Raw genomic sequence first — 21,524 nt, 5'->3', positions numbered from 1 at the left:
AAAACCTTAATAACTAAAAACAAAATTATGAAAAATTTAGAACAAAGTAACTATAGTTCTGCTTTGCAAACTGTAAAAGATTTAAAAGCAAAGTACGGAGCTACTTGGAATGCAATAAATCCTGAAAGCGCAGCTAGAATGGTTGCTCAAAATCGTTTTAAAACAGGTTTAGACATCGCTAAATATACAGCTGCCATTATGAGAAAAGATATGGCAGAATATGATGCGGATAGTTCTAATTATACCCAATCATTAGGTTCATGGCATGGTTTTGTTGCCCAACAAAATATTATTGCTGTAAAGAAGCATCATAAAACAACGAATAAAAGATACATATACCTATCTGGATGGATGGTTGCTGCATTACGCTCAGAATTTGGTCCTTTACCAGATCAATCCATGCACGAAAAAACTACGGTTCCTGCATTAATCAAAGAAATTTATGATTTCTTACGTCAAGCAGATGCTATTGATTTAAATGATTTATTCAGAAGACTTGAAAAAGGAGAAGATGTGCAGGATCAAATCGATAATTTTGAGACACATATCGTTCCTATTATTGCTGATATCGATGCAGGTTTTGGAAATGAAGAAGCGACTTACTTGTTGACTAAAAAAATGATTGAAGCTGGTGCTTGTGCAATCCAAATTGAAAATCAAGTGTCGGATGCTAAGCAATGTGGTCATCAAGATGGAAAAGTAACGGTTCCTCATGAAGATTTTCTTGCTAAAATTAATGCTATTCGTTATGCATTTTTAGAATTAGGAGTTGATGACGGAGTTATTGTTGCAAGAACCGATTCAGAAGGAGCAAGTCTTACTCAAAAGTTACCGGTAAGCACAGAGCCAGGAGATTTAGCTTCTCAATATTTAGCTTTTGTGGAAGCAGAAGAAATAACTATCGCTGATGCTAGAGAAGATGATGTACTACTTAAAAGAGATGGTAAATTAGTGCGTCCTGTTAGATTGTCAAACGGCTTATATCAGTTTAAAGATGGTTCTAATATAGATAGAGTTGTTTTAGATTGTATTACGAGTCTACAAAATGGTGCTGATCTTTTATGGATTGAAACTCCAACACCAAATGTGAAACAAATCGCAAGTATGGTTAATAGAATTAGAGAAGTAGTGCCAAATGCAAAACTGGTTTACAATAACTCACCTTCCTTTAACTGGACATTAAATTTCCGTAATCAAGCTTATGATGAAATGCTTGCAGAAGGTGATAATATGACAGCTTATGATAGAAACAATTTAATGGATGCACAATATGACTCTTCAGAATTATGTCATCGTGCCGATGAGAAAATTAGAACGTTCCAAATGGATAGTTCAAAAGAAGCTGGAATTTTCCATCACTTAATTACATTACCAACTTATCATACTACAGCCCTTCATATGAATGATTTAACTCAAGGTTATTTTGGAGAAGAGGGAATGTTAGCTTATGTAAAAGGTGTTCAGAGACAAGAAATTCGTAAAGGTGTTTCTTGTGTAAAACATCAAAGAATGGCGGGATCAAATCTTGGTGATGATCATAAAACATTCTTTGCTGGTGATAAAGCCTTAAAAGCTGATGGAGCTAAAAACACTAGTGATCAGTTTGAAAGTAAAAAAAATGAGCAAAAAAGAGAATTGGTATTAGAAAAATAATATTTATTCTATTTAATGATAAAGGCAACATGTACACATGTTGCCTTTTCAAATTTCATCAATTAAAATAACTTTTTTAAATTTCACAATATTTATGTTTACAACTGCAGACCTTTGGGATGAGTATGAAAAATTGCTTAGTTGTGTTGATCCTATTTTTAAACATTTTGGTAGCAAAAAGGTGTTTTCGGGAAAAATCACTACGATAAAGTTATTTGAAGACAATTCATTAGTAAGAAAACAATTAGAATCTGACGGAAAAGGTAGAGTACTCGTGATTGATGGCGGTGGTTCTTTACGATGTGCATTAGTAGGTGATCAATTAGCTGAATTAGCTATGCAAAATAACTGGGAAGGTATTATTGTAAATGGTTGTATTCGCGATAGTGAAGTTATAAATTCAATGAATATTGGTATCAAAGCGCTAAATACTTGTCCTGTTAAAAGCGTGAAGCGTAATATAGGAGAGATAGATATTCCAGTTAAATTTGGAGTGATAACTTTTTTGTCAGAATATTACATTTATGCAGACGCTGATGGAATATTGGTAAGTAAAGATAATTTATTAAAATAAAACAAAAACCAAATGAAAGCTAGAAAATTACTGATGATTCCTGGTCCTATCGAATTTGAACCAGAAGTTTTACAAGCAATGGCAATACCTACGACAAGTCATGTAGCACCAGATTTTATTGAAATTTTCGGAAAGAGCCTTGAGCTAATGAGAGAAGTGTGGAAATCTCCAAAAGGGCAACCATTTATCGTCGCAGGTACAGGTACACTAGCTATGGATATGGCTGCTGCTAATCTCATCGAACAAGGAGATAATGTATTGGTTATTTCTTCGGGTTATTTTGGTAAACGATTCAAAGATATTTTAGATCGCTATGGTGCCAATACAATGCTTTTAGAAGCGCCTTTAGGCGAAAATGTACGGCTTGATGTTATAGAAAAAGAACTGAAAAACAAACAATATAAAGCTTTAACCATTACTCATGTAGACACTTCTACGGGAATATTGGTAGATCCGAAACCTATAGCTCAATTAGCTAAAAAGTATAATACGTTAAGTGTTTTAGACGGTGTATGCTCGGTAGCTGGTGAAGAGTTAAATCAAGATGAGTGGGGGCTTGATGTTGTTTTGACGGCATCTCAAAAAGCAATTGGCGTACCTCCGGGATTAGCTCTTTTAATGGTCTCAGAAAAAGCATTACAAGTTTGGAAAAATAGAAAAACGCTTGTGCCTAATTATTATGCAGATTGGAACAATTGGTTGCCTATAATGAGGGCTTATGAAGAAAGGAAACCTTCCTATTTTGGAACACCAGCAGTTAATCTAATTGTGGCGTTAGAAACGAGCTTGAAAATTATATGTAAAGAAGGTATGGACAAAAGGGTAAAAAGACATCAAAGTTTAGCAAAAGCTTTTAGAGCAGGAATCGCTTCTTTAAATCTAACTATATTGCCAAAAACAAATACAATAACTGCCAATACCTTAACCGCCGTGTATTATCCTGAAGGGATAGACGGAGCGGCATTTAGCGCTAAAATGGTTGATGGTAATGTGATAATTGCAGGAGGTTTACTGCCAGAAATAAAAACCACTTATTTTAGAATAGGTCATATGGGTTCTGTTTCTCCTAATGACCTTTTGGCTGTATTAGGAGCTTTAGAACGTGCTTTATCAGAATTAGGTCATCCTTTAGAAGTAGGGAAAAGTTTGCAAACTTTTCAACTTGAACTTTTAAAAGCTAACTAGTAAAATTTTTTAGCACAAAAATCAGATTGGCGCAGAGGTAGAGTTAATACTAGAGAGAAATAGTATACTTTGTCTTTTGCGCCATTTTTATTAAACGGTTTCCTCCCTTAAAACTCGTTTTTTGTATTTATCCAGTTAATAAAAGTATATTAAAAATAAGTTGTTTAACCGGTTCTTAGTAGTGTTGTTTAGAGTTCAACTATATGATTTATAAGATATAGAATGGTTTTGTGCTATGCGTCGTCCACGATGAAAAAACGTACTGTTTCTGCATTGCGGATTTTTTTATTAGAGAATAACAAAAACTTATTATTCCGTTTCAGTATTCCACTAAATATGACTTATTTTTGTACTGTTTAAAATAATTATAAAATTTTACTATGTCTGATACTATCGAAAAAATAAAATGCCTGATTATAGGTTCTGGTCCTGCAGGATATACTGCTGCAATATATGCTGCAAGAGCAAATATGAATCCGGTTTTATATCAAGGAATGCAACCAGGTGGTCAATTGACTACTACAAATGAAGTTGAAAACTGGCCTGGTAATCCAGAAGGAATAACAGGCCCAGAAATGATGGTGGGTTTACAGGCTCAAGCACAACGGTTTGGTACCGATGTTCGCGACGGTTGGGCTACCAAAGTTGACTTTTCTGGCGGTATTCATAAAGTATGGATTAATGATGCAATTGAGTTGCATTGTGAAACTGTAATTATTTCTACTGGTGCCACTGCAAAATACTTAGGAATAGCTTCAGAGCAACACTATTTACAAATGGGTGGTGGTGTTTCTGCTTGTGCAGTTTGCGACGGTTTTTTCTATAGAAATCAAGAAGTAGTTATAGTAGGAGCGGGAGATTCAGCTTGTGAGGAAGCTCATTATTTGTCTAAACTTTGTAAAAAAGTAACGATGTTAGTTCGAAGTGAAAAATTCCGAGCTTCAAAAATCATGGAAGAGCGCGTTCGTAAAACAGAGAACATTCATATCTTAATGAATCATGACACAGTTGAGGTTCTTGGTGATGAACAAGTAGTAACTGGTGTAAGAGCTTTGAATAAAACAAGTGGTGAAACTTTTGATATTGAAGCCACAGGTTTCTTTGTTGCAATTGGTCACAAACCAAATACTGATATTTTTAAGGACTTTATCACATTAGATGAAACTGGTTATATTGTGAATACTGCTGGATCATCAAAAACAAATGTCGAAGGTGTTTTTGTTGCTGGTGATGCTGCAGACCACGTGTATCGTCAAGCAATTACGGCTGCAGGTACAGGTTGTATGGCAGCACTTGATGCTGAAAGATATTTAGCTTCTAAAGAGTAATTTCTAAATAAAATTAATATTCGAAAGATTAAATTTTGAATAAAAAAGGCCCCATTTACATAAGTAGTAGATGGGGCTTTTTATTTCGCTTTAGGATTTTCTTAGTCTGAGGTTATGCTTCTTTTATTGGAATTTGTTCCGAAATTTTTGAATTAGAATTTTAATGCTCCCTGGGCTTTGCCCGAGGTATTTTATTTTACCTTTTTAAGTAATTTAGCTTCGTCAGCAAATTTTCTTATTTCGATTTTTGGGTTACCATAAAGTTCAATTTGAGATTTCTCTCCAGCACTTATGCTAATAGATGTTTCTGCATTTACACTAGCATTAGAGTAACTTTCAGTAAGTAATTCTAAATTTTTAATGGTCAACTTATCTCCTTTTAAATCAGAATTGTTGTCTAGACGAATCACAGCGTTCGTAGCACTACCTTCAATATTTGCTTCTGATTTTTGGTACATGTCACAAGCTAATTCAGGGGTTGTAATTAAAGATTTCAAGGCGGCATTTTTACTCAAAACAATTTTTACTTTTTCAGATTTTGCATTCAGTTCAATTTTTGATTTATCATCCGCTTGCAGAACAAAATTCTTCGTGTTTATATTCAAAAATAATTTAGAGTAATCGATACTTTTAAAAACGATGGAGTCAAGTTGTATTTCTTGTATAGCGTTAACAACTGCATCATTTTTTGAAGAAACACTTGTTAATTCATTGGTATACGTCACCTTTACAATCAGTTTTCTATATTTTATAGCTTCTTTAGAAGTGTAGATGCGAAGGGTATTACCTCTTAAATCCATTGAGATAATATCATGAAGATTATCATCTGCTTCAATCTTTATTCCTGGTTTTTCTCCTTTTTCTAAATAAACTTCAAGATTATCTTCTAGTTCAAGGGTGTCAAAATAGCCAATTTCTCTTAGCTCAGTCGTAACTGTTTTTGAACCTTTTATTTTTTCTTTTTTTTGTGCAGAAACAAGAGTGGTTGATAGTACAAGTAGTGTGATTACTATATATTTTTTCATTTTATCTTTTATTATGATTATTACAAATATAAAAAAACCATCCACTTTTGATGGATGATTCAGTTATTAATTGTCAAATAAAAAGTTAAACCTTGTCGATACTTCCTCCTGAACTTGATTTTTTTTCTATTGATTTTGGGGTCTTGTTGTAGTTAATATTGCTTCCACTAGAAGCTTTTGCTTTTAAACTTACAATAGGGTGAACATTAATGGTCGCCCCGCTAGATGCTACAGCACTTACTTCGTTTGCAAGTAAATCATTTGCATCAATATCACTTCCGCTAGAAGCCGTAGCCTCTAGACTTAGTGCCATACCGTCAACAGTTATTGAACTCCCGCTGCTGGCTTTGCATTCAATATTGTCCGATTCAATATTCAGATTCATATTTGAGGCCGAAGATGTCCTTAGGTTAATATTCTCCGCTTTAAGTGTATTTACACTTGTAATCGAGGAAGCACTAGAAGCGCGCAAAGACTCAATAATAGGCATTTTAACGGTGACTTTTTTTGATTCGATGTTGATAAAAGAATTATAATCACAAGCGATAATAAGCACGCCGTTTTCAATTGTTGTAGTGATACTTTCTTGTAAATTATCATCTGCTTCAACTGTAATCTCGGTTTTGTCTGATTGTTCAATTATCAAATCAATAGCATTGCTAACTTCGATACTTTTAAAACCCTCATTTACATTTCTATTCTCGGTAGTAACGTGGCCACTTCCCGTTATAGATTTTATGTTTATCGAATGGTTGCAAGACGCAAACAATAATGCAGTTAATGTTACAAGAATGAATTTCGTTATTATTGTGATGACTTTTAACATGATTATCTCGTTTTTATAATTATACCATCTTTGTTTATTTTCAACTCTTTAAGATCACTATTTGAAATATTTACAGTGTCATTAGTAATAGAAACACCATTTTTAGTGATCTTGATTGTCTTGTTCTGATCATCTTCAATATGCATTGAAACATCATTGTACTCATCTTCATCAGAAGGACAGTCCAGACATTTTACTTTCGAATCAAAGACTTTGTACAAATACTTATCAGAGCTGTGGTGCAGATTAAAAAAATCATCATTAGAACGATCATAGTTTTTTACACTAGAATCTGTTTTAAACAAAGTTCCTTCGGGCAAGTATAAAGTAACTTCTATTTCCTGATCTCTGAATTTATTCTTTAAATCAGTAATTAAGTAGTTGTCTAATGTCAATTGATTTCCTTCAATTTTATAACTGTATTTTATTTGTTCCGCTCTTTTTCTTGCTTCAGCTATCGATTTTCCTTTTGCCTCTTTCTCAATTTGGATATAAGGTAATTTCTCATCAGTACTTTCTATTTTTAAACTAACATCGTTAGAATACAATACCTCTGCACCGCTAGGATCTTGTGCTATTTTGAAATCGTCGCGATCATCAATATTCTTAGTATAATAATCATTGTGCTTGAATTTAATTTGTAGCGTATCGGTTGGTAGCAGCACAATATTTTCTTTTTTAACTATTCTCCCGTCTGCGGCAAAAGCAGATGCTTGTTTAACTCCTATTGAAATGGCTAAAGCAACTGAAATCAACCATAAAGCTAGCAAGGTGTATTTAGCAATGTTTCCAATAGACTTCATATTGGGAGCCAATAGTTTGAATCCTAATACTGTCAAGAAAAAGAATGGAATCCCTACTGCAAGGAACATCAATAGTCCAAAAGCCCATATAGGATAGTCAGTGAAGTTTCCTGCTTCTATAAATCCTTGCCACGGAAAGTCAATAAAAGAAGAAGTTCCTAGTGTAAACATTCCTATAAATAAGGCCATTAATGTAGCTAAGCCTGTCATAATCAAGATAACTCCAAGGAATTTAGCGAAAATTTTAAAAATTGTCATGATGAAATCACCAAAAGAACTTCCTATTTTTCCGGCTCCCGTTTTTATTTGGTTCCCGTATTTATCGTAATCAACATTTTTAAACTTGTCAGAAACATTTTCAAATTCTTCCCTAACTTTTTTTTCGATGTTCGAAATATTAACTGGTTCTCCAGTCATTTCCAGTTTCTCTGACGTTGTTACTGCAGCAGGAACAACGATCCATAGAATAATATAAGCAAGAACTCCGGTTCCAGCTCCCCATACTAATAGGATAAAAATGATTCTAACCCATACGGCATCGATTCCAAAATAATGACCTAGTCCTGCCGAAACTCCGCTGATCATTCCTTTGTCAGTGTCTCTGTATAGTTTTTTAGTTCTTCTGGTTGCTGCATTGCTATAGCTTTGAGAAGTGTGATTGTCTTCTTCTATAATATAATCTTCTGGTTGTCCCATTACGGCGATTACTTGGTCTACATCTTTTAGACCCACAACATGCTTGTCTGTTTTTTGATTTTCGGTTAATAATTCCGAAACACGCATTTCAATATCTTTTATGATTTCTTCCTGTCCAGATGATTTAGATAATGATCGCTTTATAGCGTCAAAATATCGTGTTAGTTTTAGGTATGCATCTTCATCAATATGAAAGAACATTCCGCCTAGGTTTATGTTTACAGTCTTGTTCATGGCTATTATTTTTGGTTTGTGATTAGGTTTACTGCATCAGACAATTCAGTCCAAGTAGTGGTAAGTTCGTTTAAAAATGTTTGTCCTATTTCGGTAAGACCGTAGTATTTTCTAGGCGGTCCCGAAGTTGATTCTTCCCAACGGTAGCTTAATAATCCGTCATTTTTTAGTCTGGTAAGCAGCGGATAAATGGTTCCCTCCACCACTAATAATTTTGCATTTTTCAAAGTGTCTAATATTTCCGATGTGTAGGCATCTTTTTCTTTCAAAACAGATAAGATGCAAAACTCGAGAACACCTTTGCGCATCTGGGCTTTTGTGTTTTCAATATTCATAATTCGTTTTTTTTGATTTTTTCGTTGATTAAACTATTCATTTTTTGATTGATGTTTTTTTTTTTGGGAGTTAATTACTTTACTAATTAGCTTTTGTCCTGAGCTGCTTCGGGGCTAGTGACTCTCTATTTTATAAAAGGAATCGTTATTGGATATTTATATTTTTCACCATTAGATGTTTTTATAGAAGCATAAATGATTAGAAAGAACTCGGCTACTTTTAAACAGATAAAAACAAATACAGTGGTTAAGCCTAGCGTGATTAAAGCTACGTTATTTTCAAAATTTATATTATTAATTACAAAACTATCCTCGTGAATCATAGCGTTCAAAGAGACATTATTAAAAATGGTTACAATCAAAATAGGAATAGCAATAAGTGCAAGAGCAATTGTGTATAGTAACACGCTTAATTGGAAATTAAGTATTTGTTTCCCACTGTAATCTACAAATTCCGACTTGTCTTTTTTTGAAGTCCAAAGTATTATTGGAAAAATATAATTCCCAAAAGGAATGAAATACTGGGTCAATGCACTCAGGTGAGTAAAAGTGGCGATGTTTTTTTCGGTAGTTGCTTCCATTTTTTTTGATTTTTGATTGATGATTGAAACTTTCAGTGATTGTTGAATAGTTGTACATAGTAATTTCTTATGCAAATATATATCTAAAAGACAGTATCTTGTATCGCATAGTAGTAAAACTTAACATAGTTTTAACAAAGTAATATTGTATGTACGCATAGTATTTTTTTGTACATTAGCAAAAAAACCACTGATAATGAAACTTACAGCGTCTAAACTAAATAAATTTTTGTTTTTCAAATTGCCTTCTGCATTTCTGTGTGGGGTTAGAGTAAAGAAACTTGATGAGAAGGAATGTGTAACGACAGTGAAACACCGCTGGATTAACCAAAATCCATTTAATTCGATGTATTTTGCAGTCCAAGCCATGGCAGCTGAACTTTCAACAGGAGCTTTGGTTATGTATCAAATTCAAAAAAGTGGAAAGAAAATATCAATGTTAGTGGCAAATAATAAGGGAAATTTTACTAAGAAAGCCACAGGTAGAATAACATTTGTCTGTAAGGACGGTCATTTAATAGAACGTGCCATTCAAGAGTCTGTAGCAACAGGCGAGGGACAAACCTTCTGGATGAAATCTATTGGAACTGACGAAAAAGGAGTTCAGGTATCTGAAATGGATTTTGAATGGAGTGTTAGAATAAAAAAATAAATCAGATTTATAAAATGAGTTTTAAACTCGGCTTAAAATAAAAAATGCCTCCTGATGGAGGCATTTTTGCTATGTGAAAAGTACTTTATGCTTTTTTAGCACAACATTTTTTTTCTTCTGTTCCTGCCATAGTAGCATCACATTTTTTTCCTTCGGCTTTACATTTAGCTTTGCATTTTGCAACTTCTGCAGCAGTCATTGCTTTAGAATCGGTTTCTTTAGCACAACATTTTTTTTCTTTCACTTCTTTTTTAGGAGCAGCTTTTGCTTCTTGCGCACTTGTAGTAATAGTGAATAATGCAAATGCAGCAAGGATAAATATCTTTTTCATTTGTTGAGGTTTGTTATTAGATGACCAAATATATTAAAAAAAACAAAGTGCTTTTTAAATTTAGATAAATTGTGAAATCATAACTTTTGTTGCTACTCTTTGTTTGCGTTTATTGGATAATTATTTTTTTACTAAATTGTCCTTTGGAAGTATTAATCTTAGCAATATATACCCCAGTACTTAATCGTTTAAGAGAAAGAGGGAGGTCTTTTTGGTTCAGGTTTTCAATGTTCCAGGAAGTAATTGATTGTCCTAGAATATTGAAAAGTGTTATATCATTTATATAGGTGTCTAATGAGCGGTTGTGAATTGTTAATGTGTTATTGTTTTTTTGATGACTGATAAGTATATCAGTTTCACTTAAAATGTCTACGTCTTTTACAGCTAATTTTTTGTCGGTAAAGCGCAATGAAAAGCGGGTTTTATTCTCCCCTTGAGGAAGAACAACCTCATAGAGTTTGTCACGAATGTTATGATAGGTATCTGTTTCATTGTCATAAATGTAAATGTCTTGATTAGTGTCAAAGTTTTCGATTTCATCAATTAAGAACTGTACTTTTCCTGCTGCATCTGTTTTTACACCAATAGGGTAGGACGCAGCTGCATCAAAATACCCCACCCCCTGAATGATTAATTTCCAACCGTTAGTTGAGAAGTAGATGTCGTTGGGTAAGTTGTCAAAACTAGTTGCGTCATAGCCATAATCGATTGCATCAGTTGCTTTTTCATTCATAAAACCTAATAACAACTGTTTGTGGTAATCGTTATGGGAGTTGAAGCCCAAACGAATTCTTTTGATTGTATTTTCAGGAATGATGTCACTATTGTTATTTTTCCAGGCTACCTTTTTAGTTTCTTGTATTTTATATAAAACGTTCGAATCTTTAACTTCATTTTCTTTTACAAAGGCTCTTTGACTGTTTTTGAAAATTACAGTACTATTAGTAGAATTTGGACGCCCACTTATAAAAAAAGCTTGACCTACAGGGATAAACCTGTTAGGAATTCCTCTGGAGGGTACTCCTGCTTTACTAATAAAGTCTACATTTGCTGAGGAAGGTGCGGTGCTTCCAGTTAAATTAAGTACTGCATATCCTCCTTGGTAATCTTTTAGAACATGAGTATTATTAGTACTATAATGTTCCCAGAGATATAGTGTTCCATTAATGGCATCATTTGTATTAGAATTTACGACACTTAGGTTGTCTTTTATAAATGCCTCTGAGTCTAATGCGGAGGGATATGGATTTCCTGCTAGTAATAATTGATTTTGACTAACAGTATTGCTATTAATTAGTCCGTTATTAGGTTTTCCTACAAAAGTGTAGTTTTGAAGCGCTGTCGTCGCTCCGCTCCCTTTTAATGTAAATCCTTGGCCTACTCTTACAGTACCTGTTTCGCCAATTGCAAGCCAATTCGCATAAGCATTACTATAATTGTCAAATTTAAATAACCAATAACGAGCTAAACTAATCTTTGGTGTAGTAGGGGAACCATCATAGCCGCCAATCCAATTAATGTCTACAGGCGTGCTATTTGTCCCATCTTTCATAATTCCACCAACTGTATAATCCTTATTGTTAACCGTTGTATTTATTGTACTTACTGGAGAACTCCAATAATTATAGTTGTATTTGTTTGATTGCCCTTGCTGGTCTCTTTCAATACTACCGGAGCTGTTGATATCTAAGATACTTCCTTCCGTTTGTATAAGTTGTGACTTACTGACTAGGTCTATTTTTCCATCTAATTTTAAATAATGCGAGATTTCAATTTTATTATCGTTGTTTGCTCCAAGTGTGTTGCTTCCCACGAGAAGTCCTAATACTTGTTTATTACCAATAGTTGTAATGTTATTAACCGTTTTAACAATATTCCAATCAATGAAAGTTGTGTTGTCAACGCCTAAAGTATTGGGGATATTCCAAACATCACCATAAGTCCAAGAACTGTTTGCCTCCCACGCTCCATCTATTGACGAAGTGTACGGTAGAGGGGCTGTTTCAGGTTGTGCTGTAATTATACCGATTAATCTTCCATTGTGGAGATTACTCGTTTTGTCCATTAGAAGACCATCAACGATATCACTACTTTGAGTCATTTGGAAATAACCATCTAAATTTTCCCAACTTAGCCCCTGAATCGCTAATGGAACTACTTCTCCGTAAACATTGGTGCTATTATTTTTAATTTTTTGGTTCATCATTTGATGAGTTTGCGCTTCGGTTAAAGCTACTTTCCAGATTCGGAGTTCCTGCATCCATCCTTTAAAGAAATTAACCGGTAGATAAGGATAAGTAGGAGCTTGCATCATCGCACCCAAAATACAATTTGTATTATTATTTATAATTGGATTAGAACCAGCAACAGGACTTTGTACACTCACACCGTCTATGTATAATTTATAGGATGTTCCGTCAAATGTAACAGCTACATGATGCCATCTTCCTGTACTGACAGGATAGTTCGACTTTATTGAGTTACTGTTGTTTGAATTATTCCAATTAAACGAGATTATATTATTTACAAGTCTTAAATCATAACCCTCATTTGATACAAGCGTATTTCTTTTGGAAAAAATAGTTTGAATATCTGTGCTTACTGCCCCTGGTTTAATCCATGTTTCTATAGTAAATGATCCACTGTTTAAATTGAAGTTGTTGTTGAAATTAACATTATCATCAATCCCATCAAAATCCAATTTATTACAGAGTCCGATACTAATTTGTACATCATCCGTAATAGGGGGACAGCTATTGTTAGTCGTAACTGTCCATCGTAGTGTGTAGACACCACTATTAGGGCTGTAAAATTCTGAATTGGTGCTTGTTTGATTTGAAAAAGTTCCGCCAGATGGGCCATTAACAATTGACCACTTTCCTGAAGTGCTTGAGGTCGCAGCTAATTTAACAGATTGCAGACCACATGAAGGTGATGCATCAACACCCGCGAGCACTGCCACACAAGAAGTTCCGTTTATTGCAACTTTTATTGATCCTTCAATTGGTAAATGACAAGAGGTACTATCGTATCCCTGAAAGAAATACCGTGTAAATGGGGAGCCCGATGTGGCTCCATTACCTGATATTGTACCAGTTTCTAAAGAAACTACTGGATTACAGCCAGCATTTATTATAATACTACAATCATTTGTAACATTGAGTTCAAAGCTTATATCGGCATATACATATTCGGGATGACCGGCAGCTATGGGTAAGGTCCCTAATTTCCAAATGATTTTATTTGCTGCTGAATCAAAACGCGGAGGCTCTGCCGTTGAAAAACCATTGTAAGTATTGTATGTAATAGCTGCTGCTGTATTGAAAATTGCAGTTGCTGGGATTGGAATTTCGATTATGGTGTTATTTGTGGCTTCAGTTCCCTCATTTGTAATGCTAAGCGAGTAATTGATTTTTTGTCTAGGTAATGCATTTAAAACAGTTGGATTTGTATTATTATTTATTGAGTTTACACTTATAAGTCCATTTGGCTCGGGAATGTAAGCATCTACAGACATTGCAAAACCAAAAATGGTATATACATCACCAGATGATCCGTATCTAAAATTGGTTGAAGTTTGATTATTTCCTATAACTGAATTATTAGAATTAGGAATAGTGAACATACTAAAGTCAACTCCAGAATTATTCTTTAGAATAGGGTCACTTTTACCTGCTGCAGGTACTGGGAAAATGGAAGAATTAAAAAAGTTATTAGTCGTATTACCGTCATGAGTTAATATAGAATAGCTGGAGGGGTAGGAATTTGTAGGTAAATTAAGTTTTTGTACCGCCAAATAATCTCCAGATATGCCAATATCTCCTTCCGCTGCCATGACTCCAAGTTTCATGTTTACATTTCCAGATCCTGCGGTTGTAAAACCTGATATAGAAATATTTCCATATTCATTACTATTAACATTAGCATAGCCATCAAAAAGGGTCACTGCTCTGCTTTTCATAACGGGATTTTCATAAATAACAATCATTGTCCATCCACCAGAAAAACCGGGTGAATCGTACTCTGATCCTATTTCTGATAATGCGATATCTGCGACTGTATATGCTCCTGGACCATGCGTTTTTACGTAATCTGTGACTTCTTGATAGCCTACAAAAATCCCACTATTTGAAGTCCCAGGAAAAAGTAGATTAGAGCTAGTGCCCGTAGTTTTCGCTGTGATCGAGGTATAAGTACTAGCTCCAGGGCCTTTTAAGGAGATTACTTTCTTATTAAAAGTTTTTGATTCGGTCGTGTAAATTGGAACAGTTCCAGACATATTTACTGATGCTGTTGATGAGTTTTGAATCTCTGTAGTGTTTAGAGATCCATTACTTTTTCTTACTAACTGCTTAATGGATAAATTTGCTGCTCCATCTTGAATAACGTAAGGAGTGTTAAGAGTTCCATATGCGTAACCTCCACTATAGGTTGTTGAAGATGGAATGAGTGTAAAATTACCGTTGTTTACCGAAACGTAGATGTTAAAATCAGTATAGTATGCAAACTGATATGTTATATTATTTGCCCTAAATGTATAAAATGGAAACCTACTATTGCCGTTGGATCCGCTTGATATACTTAAAGAATAATTAGAGTCTTGGATATTTTGATTATGACTTACCGACGAATTTGCGTTAACTGATTTTGTTCCTGTTTGTTTCTGTTTTGTTGTGGTGAAGATATCCGCATCATCTGATTTTCCGGTCCAATATAGTGCTGCAAAAAGAACGGTGGAACAATTTTGATTAGAACTATTCTCTCCCGTATTTGAAAGCTCAAGGGTTGCTTTAGATGAATTGAAAGTAGTAGGGTCGTTATCAGTATCGACGAACTTCATGTAATTATTTTGATTGTCAATATTATCGCCATAAGTTGCAAGTGTTAGGTTAGTGTTTCCTAACATGGTAAAATCTCCTTTTACATTATATATTTTTTTAGCAGGAGTTGCAGTCGAAGTTCTCTGTGTAAAATTAACTTGTGGTGATGTTACGGTTTGAGCATAGAATTTGAAAAATGGAATAACTAAAATTAACAATAAAAATGAGTGATGTTTAAAAGTAAAGTTCTCCATAGTTTGTTTTTTTGATTCCAGATATTTTAGCTTTTCGCATCTGAAAAGCATGATTGTCTAAAAACCCTATTTTACAAAGTAAAAGTATAAAACATTTATTTTTTTATCGACAAAAAGCTTAAAACATCGATAAAGTACATTAAATTATTTAAAAAGTAAGTTAAATATTGTTATTATAACTTATGAGTTTTATTTATAAGTGAGAATCTATAAGAGTATTTAATAATTGTAAGCGATATTGGATAGAAGATATTATCTAATTTTATAAATGGTTAAAGCATTCATCTAGCTTTAAATAAAATTGTTTCACAGCGATTTTTGGATTGTATAGTTTCTCTTAAAGACCATATTTTTTTTATACCATAGGTAGTAAGATTATTTTAAGGATTTTAATATTTTTTGCATTCTGTTACTATTCAAAAAAAAAACTGCCAGAAGTGACAGTTTTTTTTTTTTGAAAGAAAAGCGTTGCTTTACGGAATAATTATTTTTTTACTAATATTTCCTTTAGCAGTTTGTAGTTTGACTGCATATACACCAGAACTTATTTTTTTGATAGGCAATTCAATATTTTGCTGTGATTGACTTTCCATATTCCAGGTGCTTATTGTCTGCCCAATAATATTGTATAAAACGACTTTTTGCACGACATTGTCGGTTAAGTAGTTATGGATTATGAGGCTATTGTTGTTCTGTGAATGGCTTACTGTTATATTATTTGAATTTATAAATTCATCTTCTTTTACGGCTAATTTTTTGTCGGTAAAGCGCAATGAAAAGCGCGTTTTGTTCTCTCCTAGAGGAAGAATAACTTCATAAGCTTTATCACGAATATTATAATAGGTGTCTGTCTCATTATCATAAATGTAAACAGCTTGATTAGTGTCAAAGTTTTCGAGTTCGTCAATCAAGAACTTTACTTTTCCTGCTGCATCTGTTTTTACACCAATAGGGTAAGACGCAGCTGTATCAAAATACCCCACACCCTGAATGATTAATTTCCAACCGTTAGTTGAGAAGTAAATGTCATTAGGTAAGTTGTCAAAACTAGTTGCGTCATAGCCATAATCGATTGCATCAGTTGCTTTTTCATTCATAAAACCTAATAACAGTTGTTTGTGGTAATCGTTATGGGAGATGAAGCCCAAACGAATTCTTTTAGTAAAGTCTTTTACTATTTTATCATTATAGTTATTGTCCCAAACTTCTTTTTTGGAACCTTTAATCTTATATAAAACATTAGATGCTATCGTATCTTCTTTAACAAAGAATCTTTGACTGTTTTTAAAAATAACTGTATTACTTTCAGAGTTTGGACGTCCACTAATAAAAAAACCTTGCCCAACAGGAATATATTGATTTGGAATACCCCTAGAAGGTGTTCTAGGCTTTACTAATAAAGTTAACATTTGCGGAGGAAGGTGCAATACCTCCTACTAAATTGCGCACTGCATAGCCTCCTTGATAGTCCCTTAGAATATGGGTGTTATTACTGCTATAATGTTCCCAAAAATATAATGATCCATTAGTGGCGTCGCTCGTATTAGAGCCTAACGTATTTAAGTTATCTCGTATAAAAGCATCTGCATCTAATGCTGATGGATAGGGATTTCCGGCTAATAACAGTTGGTTTCGACCTACACTATTTGTTGCAATTAAACCATTGTTAGGTTTTCCTACAAAGGTATAGTTCTGAAGCGCTGTCGTCGCTCCGCTGCCTTTTAATGTAAATCCTTGACCTACTCTTACAGTACCTTTTTCACCAATTGCAACCCAATTTGCATACGCATTATAATAACTGTCAAATTTATAAAGCCAATAACGAGCTAGACTAATAGGAGAGCTAGCATTTCCATCATAGCCGCCAATCCACTTAATGTCTACAGGCGTGCTATTCGTTCCGTCTTTCATAATTTCAGCAACTGTATAATCGTTATTGTTAACCGTTTTATTTATTGTACTTACTGGAGAACTCCAATAATTATAATTGAATTTATTGGGCTGTCCTTGTTGGTCGCGTTCTATAGATCCTGCACTTGTCACATCTAAATCACTTTCTGTAGTTTGTAAGAGTTGTGACATACCGACCAAATCAATTTTTCCGTCCAATTTTAGATACCAATCGTTTTGTATCTTGGTATTGTTAGTCATATTGATCGTTTTGGAGGGATCGACAAACATACCTAGATCTATATTGTTAGCCGTTTCGATGATGTCATGTTGCACTTTGACAATTGACCAATCATTTTCCATTATATCAACACCCCTGATGTCTTTGGCTGTATTGTTTACCGCTACCGCAAATGTCCCAGTCCTTTCTGTTAAAAACGGCATTGGCGCTTGTTGCACATACATGTTTTTATGATTGTATATTTTTGTGCCTGTTACATCTATTGCCGTTGTTGTCAAGTCATCAATAATATCATCTTTATAAGCGTCCATTCGGTAATATCGAAGTAAATTAGTGAAAGGCAAACTTGATGGAGAAGTAGCGATATTCTTAGGAACAATGGTTCCGCGAATCTCTGAGCTAAAGTTTTGAATTTCTTGATAGACCATTCTTTGTAAAAAAGAATCACTTAGCGCTACATTGAAAACGCGAACTTCATCAATTTTTCCTTTGAAGTACTTACTTCCAGTTGGCCCCATAGTTGATGGATCTCTACCTATTGTTAGTAAAGAAGTGTCTGATGCAATAGCTCCTGGAGCGTCTGTTGACGCTACCATATTTCCGTTTAAGAATAATTTTAACAATGAATTTGTTCCGTCATAAACGGCAGCGACATGGTACCATTGCGAAGTAGTAAGAGTTGTAGATGAAAAAGGAGCCACCAAAGTGTTAAATGTTAATGTAGTACCGTTAACAACTGCTTCTAGGTTTTTGGCAGCCGTTATTCGAAGCTGAAAATTATTTTGACCTACGATAACACCAGCTCCAGTATAACCAGCATTTAAATCGATCCAAGCCATCAATGATGCATTGGTCAAACCGCCAAGAATCGCAGTACTTTGTCCATAATCATTGCGACCATCAAAATCGAGGTACAATTTAGTATTCATATCTCTAGGTGAACCAAACTGTGCGGTGTTTGTATCGAAAGCGTCTAAAATTCCATCTTTGTCGATATCGGCGGTGCCAATTATTTTGCCATATCCATCGTCAAAAATTTTAGGTAGGTAAATTAATTTATTGTTTTCAATGTCAAAGGTAGTTCCATTGGATTTAAGGTCTAGATAATCGGGTATTCCATCGCCATCAGAGTCTTTAAGATAAGTAGTAGCAGCATTCGAATTTGAAATTCCTTGGTCTAAATTCCCATATTGATTGCCGTTGGCAGCTGTACCATAGTCGTAAAGATCAAGTATTCCATCTCCAAAAAGTTCTGGTACACCGTTACCATCTACATCTTTAAGTCTAAAAGCTTCTGATTCTGGACGATCTCCCACACCGTCGTCATTAATGTCACCATCGCCATTTACATATCCTGCTACGGCATTAGTGTTTCCTGCTCCAGATTCATCTACATCAAAAACACTGTCGTTATCGCTGTCTAAATCTAAATAATTAGGTATTCCATCACCATCAGAATCTAAAGCTGGAAGCGCAGCAGCTGATTCGGCTCCATCGTGTAAGCCGTTGGGACCATTATTAAGAGTAGTATCTACCCAAGAGATATCTATTTTTCCTTTGCCATTAGATATATAGCCTAATCCAGCTTCAACTACGTCTGGAATTCCATCGTTATCAGAGTCTAAGTCGAACAAGTCAGGGATTCCATCACCATCACGATCACATAAAGTTTGTGTGATCTGTATGTCATCGATCGCTAAGTCATTTCCCAGTCCTCCTACATTGTTGTTGGTAAAGATTACTTTAAAAGCGTTTGCAGGCAAATTTAGATCGGCTTTAAATTGGTGCCAAATTTCATCATTTGTAATATCACCTGTATATATGGTTGCCAAAACAGTATCGTTTAGATCTTTAAATTCGACTTTTATATTTGGTTTAAGTCGCCCCGAAGCCGAAATGCGGTCTAAGTTAAGAACCCAAAAACTATAAGTTACGGGTATATTGGGTAATGCTCCAGTGATTTTTGCGGTATAAAATATGCCAGGATTGTAAGAAGCATTAAAAAGCGCCATTCTACCATTAGCATCCCCAGTATGATCGCCACCAAGCCACCATATGCCTGCTGCCCAACTGGCAATTTGTGCTGTGGGACCTACGGTATACTTACCATCATTAAGATCTGTTGAATTAGGACTGCCTTCACAAACTGTGGGAGTCGTTGCATCTTGATAGCAATAGGTTGTTGTAGCGTCGTAAGTAGTATTGATCTGGACTCTAGTTCCTGTGCCAAAAGTTTCATTTAAAAACTTGTAGTTTACCGCATAACCGCTAACTGCTTTGCAATTGGCCTCTTCGGTAACATCAAGAATTCCATCATTGTCATCATCTACATCTACATCGTCTAATACACCATCTCCATCGCTATCATAAAAGTATTGTACGGCTTCACCTTCAAGTGCAAATTCATAGGGACTATTATATGTGTCATTACTGCTAATACTTACTGTTGCTGTTTTTGTACCAGTGGTTATTGGGCTAAAAGAAATTTGAAAAGTAGTGCTTCCTCCCGATGCAACGGATAAAGAAGGAGCAGTTGTTACCGTGAAATTGCTACTATTGGTGCCAGAAATTGTTGGTGAGCTCGTAAGTGTTAATGTAGTACTACCAGTGTTTTTGATGATAAATGTCTTCGTTACGACTAAACTTGAAATTTGTACCGTTGAAAAATTAGTGTTGTCTGTTGTTGATGGAGTAACATCTCTGTTTGCTATTGTAATGTTATTTCCAGTGACTACAATTGTAGGAATATTAGCTATAAGAATATTCGTGGTATTGTTAGCAGTTAATGCTGAAGAACATGCATTTCCGGAACCACTACTAAGTGTTTTTATAGTGATAGTTGTGGTGCTAACGGTAGTTAACGTTGTTGTGCTAAAAGTTCCTGTGCCCGCCGTGCTCACGGTCATCGTAGCGGTGTTGTTGGTTGCACTATTAGGACTACTTAAATCGTAAGTAACTGTATACGTTCCTACCGGCAATGTTGATGTGGGCCCTGTTACTGTAATGAGGCTACTATTATTTGGTGATGTTGTTTGCGCTGCGGTATTAGATAAGGAATAGGTAGGACAAGAATAGGTAAGAAGTATTTTACCACTAGCACCAGCGCCTCCACTATAGCCAGTTGCGGCAACTCCACCACCACCACCACCAGAGCTAGTTCCAGATAAACCTACTATATTACTATTTCTTCCGTTTCCACCTTTGCCACCACCGGTTGAACCGCCTGCACCTCCTATTGTTGATGTATTGCTTGTGTTGCTTCCCGCACTTCCGTTGTTTGAGCTTCCCGCACCACCACCACCAGAGGCAGAGTAATTGTTGCCGGGATAGGCTCCATAACCACCATTTCCACCGTTATACGTTACGGATCCCGTGGAGCCTGTTGCTCCTGTAGGTCCAGTATTGGAGGTGCTGTTGGAGAAGTCTTCCCATGATTGTGGAGTTTTACCTCCTGTCGCAATTACAGTAGTACCAAAGGAAGATGCGCCCCCGTGAACTTGAGTGACAGAATTATTAGAAGAGTTGAACTTTGATGTACCTCCCGCTCCCACAGTAACAGTGTAGCTAGTCGTGGCGCTTACAGGTATATTCGGAGTACGAGCGTAGCCACCACCACCACCACCACCATTTTTTAAAGCATTACCGTTGTTTCCAGCACCAGCACCACCTGCCCCCCACGCTTCGGCTTGTAAACTCGTGACTCCGGCAGGAACTTGAATGGTGTATGTTCCAGGGGTGGTGTTAGTATATGTTTGTGAAAACAGTTCACCACAATTAAAAAAAATTACGAACGTTAAAAACAGTTTAAAATATATAAGGTAGTTTTTCTCCATACTATTAAAATATAAATTCATTCTATAATGCAATCTATAGAGACCTTTAGGTTGCTTTTTTGTAAGATAAAGGTATGTTAATTTAGCTTTAAAGTAGTTTAAAAGTATAAATAATCGATAAAAAACACAAAAGCTTTGAGATAAGTAAGTTTATTGTGATAATTACTGATAAATATCTAGTTTGGTTATAATTAGGCAAGTAATGTACGTAATCGAAAAAAAGTATATGATTTAAATTTTTTCAGTACTATCATGTGATTTGA

At 35.0% G+C, this 21,524-nt stretch carries 14 protein-coding genes; 5 read left to right on the top strand and 9 right to left on the bottom strand.

Annotated elements, in window-relative coordinates; genetic code table 11:
* The first annotated feature begins 27 nt into the window (after window positions 1-27).
* The 4 genes from QO200_RS00280 to trxB all read left to right on the top strand — a co-directional run bounded on the left by QO200_RS00280 (window position 28) and on the right by trxB (window position 4,740).
* Entirely contained in the window at window positions 28-1,653 is a 1,626-nt protein-coding gene (locus QO200_RS00280) for an isocitrate lyase (RefSeq protein ID WP_371535121.1), read from the top strand.
* Between the two features lie 94 nt (window positions 1,654-1,747).
* Complete coding sequence (gene rraA / locus QO200_RS00275; protein ID WP_371535120.1) at window positions 1,748-2,227, top strand: ribonuclease E activity regulator RraA; 480 nt, start codon at window positions 1,748-1,750, stop codon at window positions 2,225-2,227.
* Between the two features lie 12 nt (window positions 2,228-2,239).
* Window positions 2,240-3,412: an alanine--glyoxylate aminotransferase family protein gene (locus tag QO200_RS00270; RefSeq protein ID WP_371535119.1), complete on the top strand. Its 1,173-nt coding sequence runs from the start codon at window positions 2,240-2,242 to the stop codon at window positions 3,410-3,412.
* Between the two features lie 380 nt (window positions 3,413-3,792).
* Window positions 3,793-4,740 carry a thioredoxin-disulfide reductase gene (trxB, locus tag QO200_RS00265; protein ID WP_371535117.1) on the top strand — a complete coding sequence of 316 codons (948 nt, stop codon included), beginning with the start codon at window positions 3,793-3,795 and terminating at the stop codon, window positions 4,738-4,740.
* 191 nt (window positions 4,741-4,931) lie between these two features.
* Here trxB and QO200_RS00260 read toward each other — a convergent pair whose 3' ends face one another.
* From QO200_RS00260 to QO200_RS00240, 5 genes are all read right to left on the bottom strand, one after another.
* Window positions 4,932-5,765, bottom strand: coding sequence for a GIN domain-containing protein (locus QO200_RS00260; RefSeq protein ID WP_371535116.1), 834 nt, complete (start codon window positions 5,763-5,765; stop codon window positions 4,932-4,934).
* A gap of 85 nt (window positions 5,766-5,850) precedes the next feature.
* Entirely contained in the window at window positions 5,851-6,591 is a 741-nt protein-coding gene (locus tag QO200_RS00255; RefSeq protein WP_371535115.1) for a head GIN domain-containing protein, read from the bottom strand.
* Window positions 6,592-6,593: 2 nt separating this feature from the next.
* Window positions 6,594-8,324: a PspC domain-containing protein gene (locus QO200_RS00250; protein WP_371535113.1), complete on the bottom strand. Its 1,731-nt coding sequence runs from the start codon at window positions 8,322-8,324 to the stop codon at window positions 6,594-6,596.
* A 5-nt stretch (window positions 8,325-8,329) separates the two neighbouring features.
* Window positions 8,330-8,659 carry a PadR family transcriptional regulator gene (locus QO200_RS00245; RefSeq protein ID WP_074723411.1) on the bottom strand — a complete coding sequence of 110 codons (330 nt, stop codon included), beginning with the start codon at window positions 8,657-8,659 and terminating at the stop codon, window positions 8,330-8,332.
* 125 nt (window positions 8,660-8,784) lie between these two features.
* Window positions 8,785-9,240: a DUF4870 domain-containing protein gene (locus tag QO200_RS00240; protein ID WP_371535111.1), complete on the bottom strand. Its 456-nt coding sequence runs from the start codon at window positions 9,238-9,240 to the stop codon at window positions 8,785-8,787.
* A gap of 196 nt (window positions 9,241-9,436) precedes the next feature.
* Here QO200_RS00240 and QO200_RS00235 point away from each other — a divergent pair, with 196 nt between their 5' ends.
* On the top strand, window positions 9,437-9,892 hold the full coding sequence (locus QO200_RS00235) for a DUF4442 domain-containing protein (RefSeq protein ID WP_371535110.1): 456 nt from the start codon (window positions 9,437-9,439) through the stop codon (window positions 9,890-9,892).
* An 85-nt stretch (window positions 9,893-9,977) separates the two neighbouring features.
* On the opposite strand, the gene QO200_RS00230 is transcribed toward QO200_RS00235, so the two are convergent.
* From QO200_RS00230 to QO200_RS00215, 4 genes are all read right to left on the bottom strand, one after another.
* Window positions 9,978-10,223 (bottom strand): hypothetical protein, encoded by a 246-nt coding sequence (locus tag QO200_RS00230; protein WP_371535108.1) that lies wholly within the window; start codon window positions 10,221-10,223, stop codon window positions 9,978-9,980.
* A gap of 109 nt (window positions 10,224-10,332) precedes the next feature.
* Window positions 10,333-15,297, bottom strand: a complete 4,965-nt coding sequence (locus QO200_RS00225) for a LamG-like jellyroll fold domain-containing protein (RefSeq protein ID WP_371535106.1) — start codon at window positions 15,295-15,297, stop codon at window positions 10,333-10,335.
* Window positions 15,298-15,770: 473 nt separating this feature from the next.
* Window positions 15,771-16,706, bottom strand: a complete 936-nt coding sequence (locus tag QO200_RS00220; RefSeq protein WP_371535105.1) for a T9SS type A sorting domain-containing protein — start codon at window positions 16,704-16,706, stop codon at window positions 15,771-15,773.
* Window positions 16,681-21,282 (bottom strand): LamG-like jellyroll fold domain-containing protein, encoded by a 4,602-nt coding sequence (locus QO200_RS00215; RefSeq protein WP_371535104.1) that lies wholly within the window; start codon window positions 21,280-21,282, stop codon window positions 16,681-16,683. The genes QO200_RS00220 and QO200_RS00215 overlap by 26 nt, the downstream gene beginning before the upstream one ends.
* Window positions 21,283-21,524 lie beyond the last annotated feature (242 nt).

Origin of the sequence: Flavobacterium sp. Arc3 (assembly GCF_041431375.1) — a bacterium.
Taxonomy (GTDB): domain Bacteria; phylum Bacteroidota; class Bacteroidia; order Flavobacteriales; family Flavobacteriaceae; genus Flavobacterium.
Note: the sequence above shows the minus strand (reverse complement) of the source record. Positions and strands in the feature narration are given on the sequence as shown.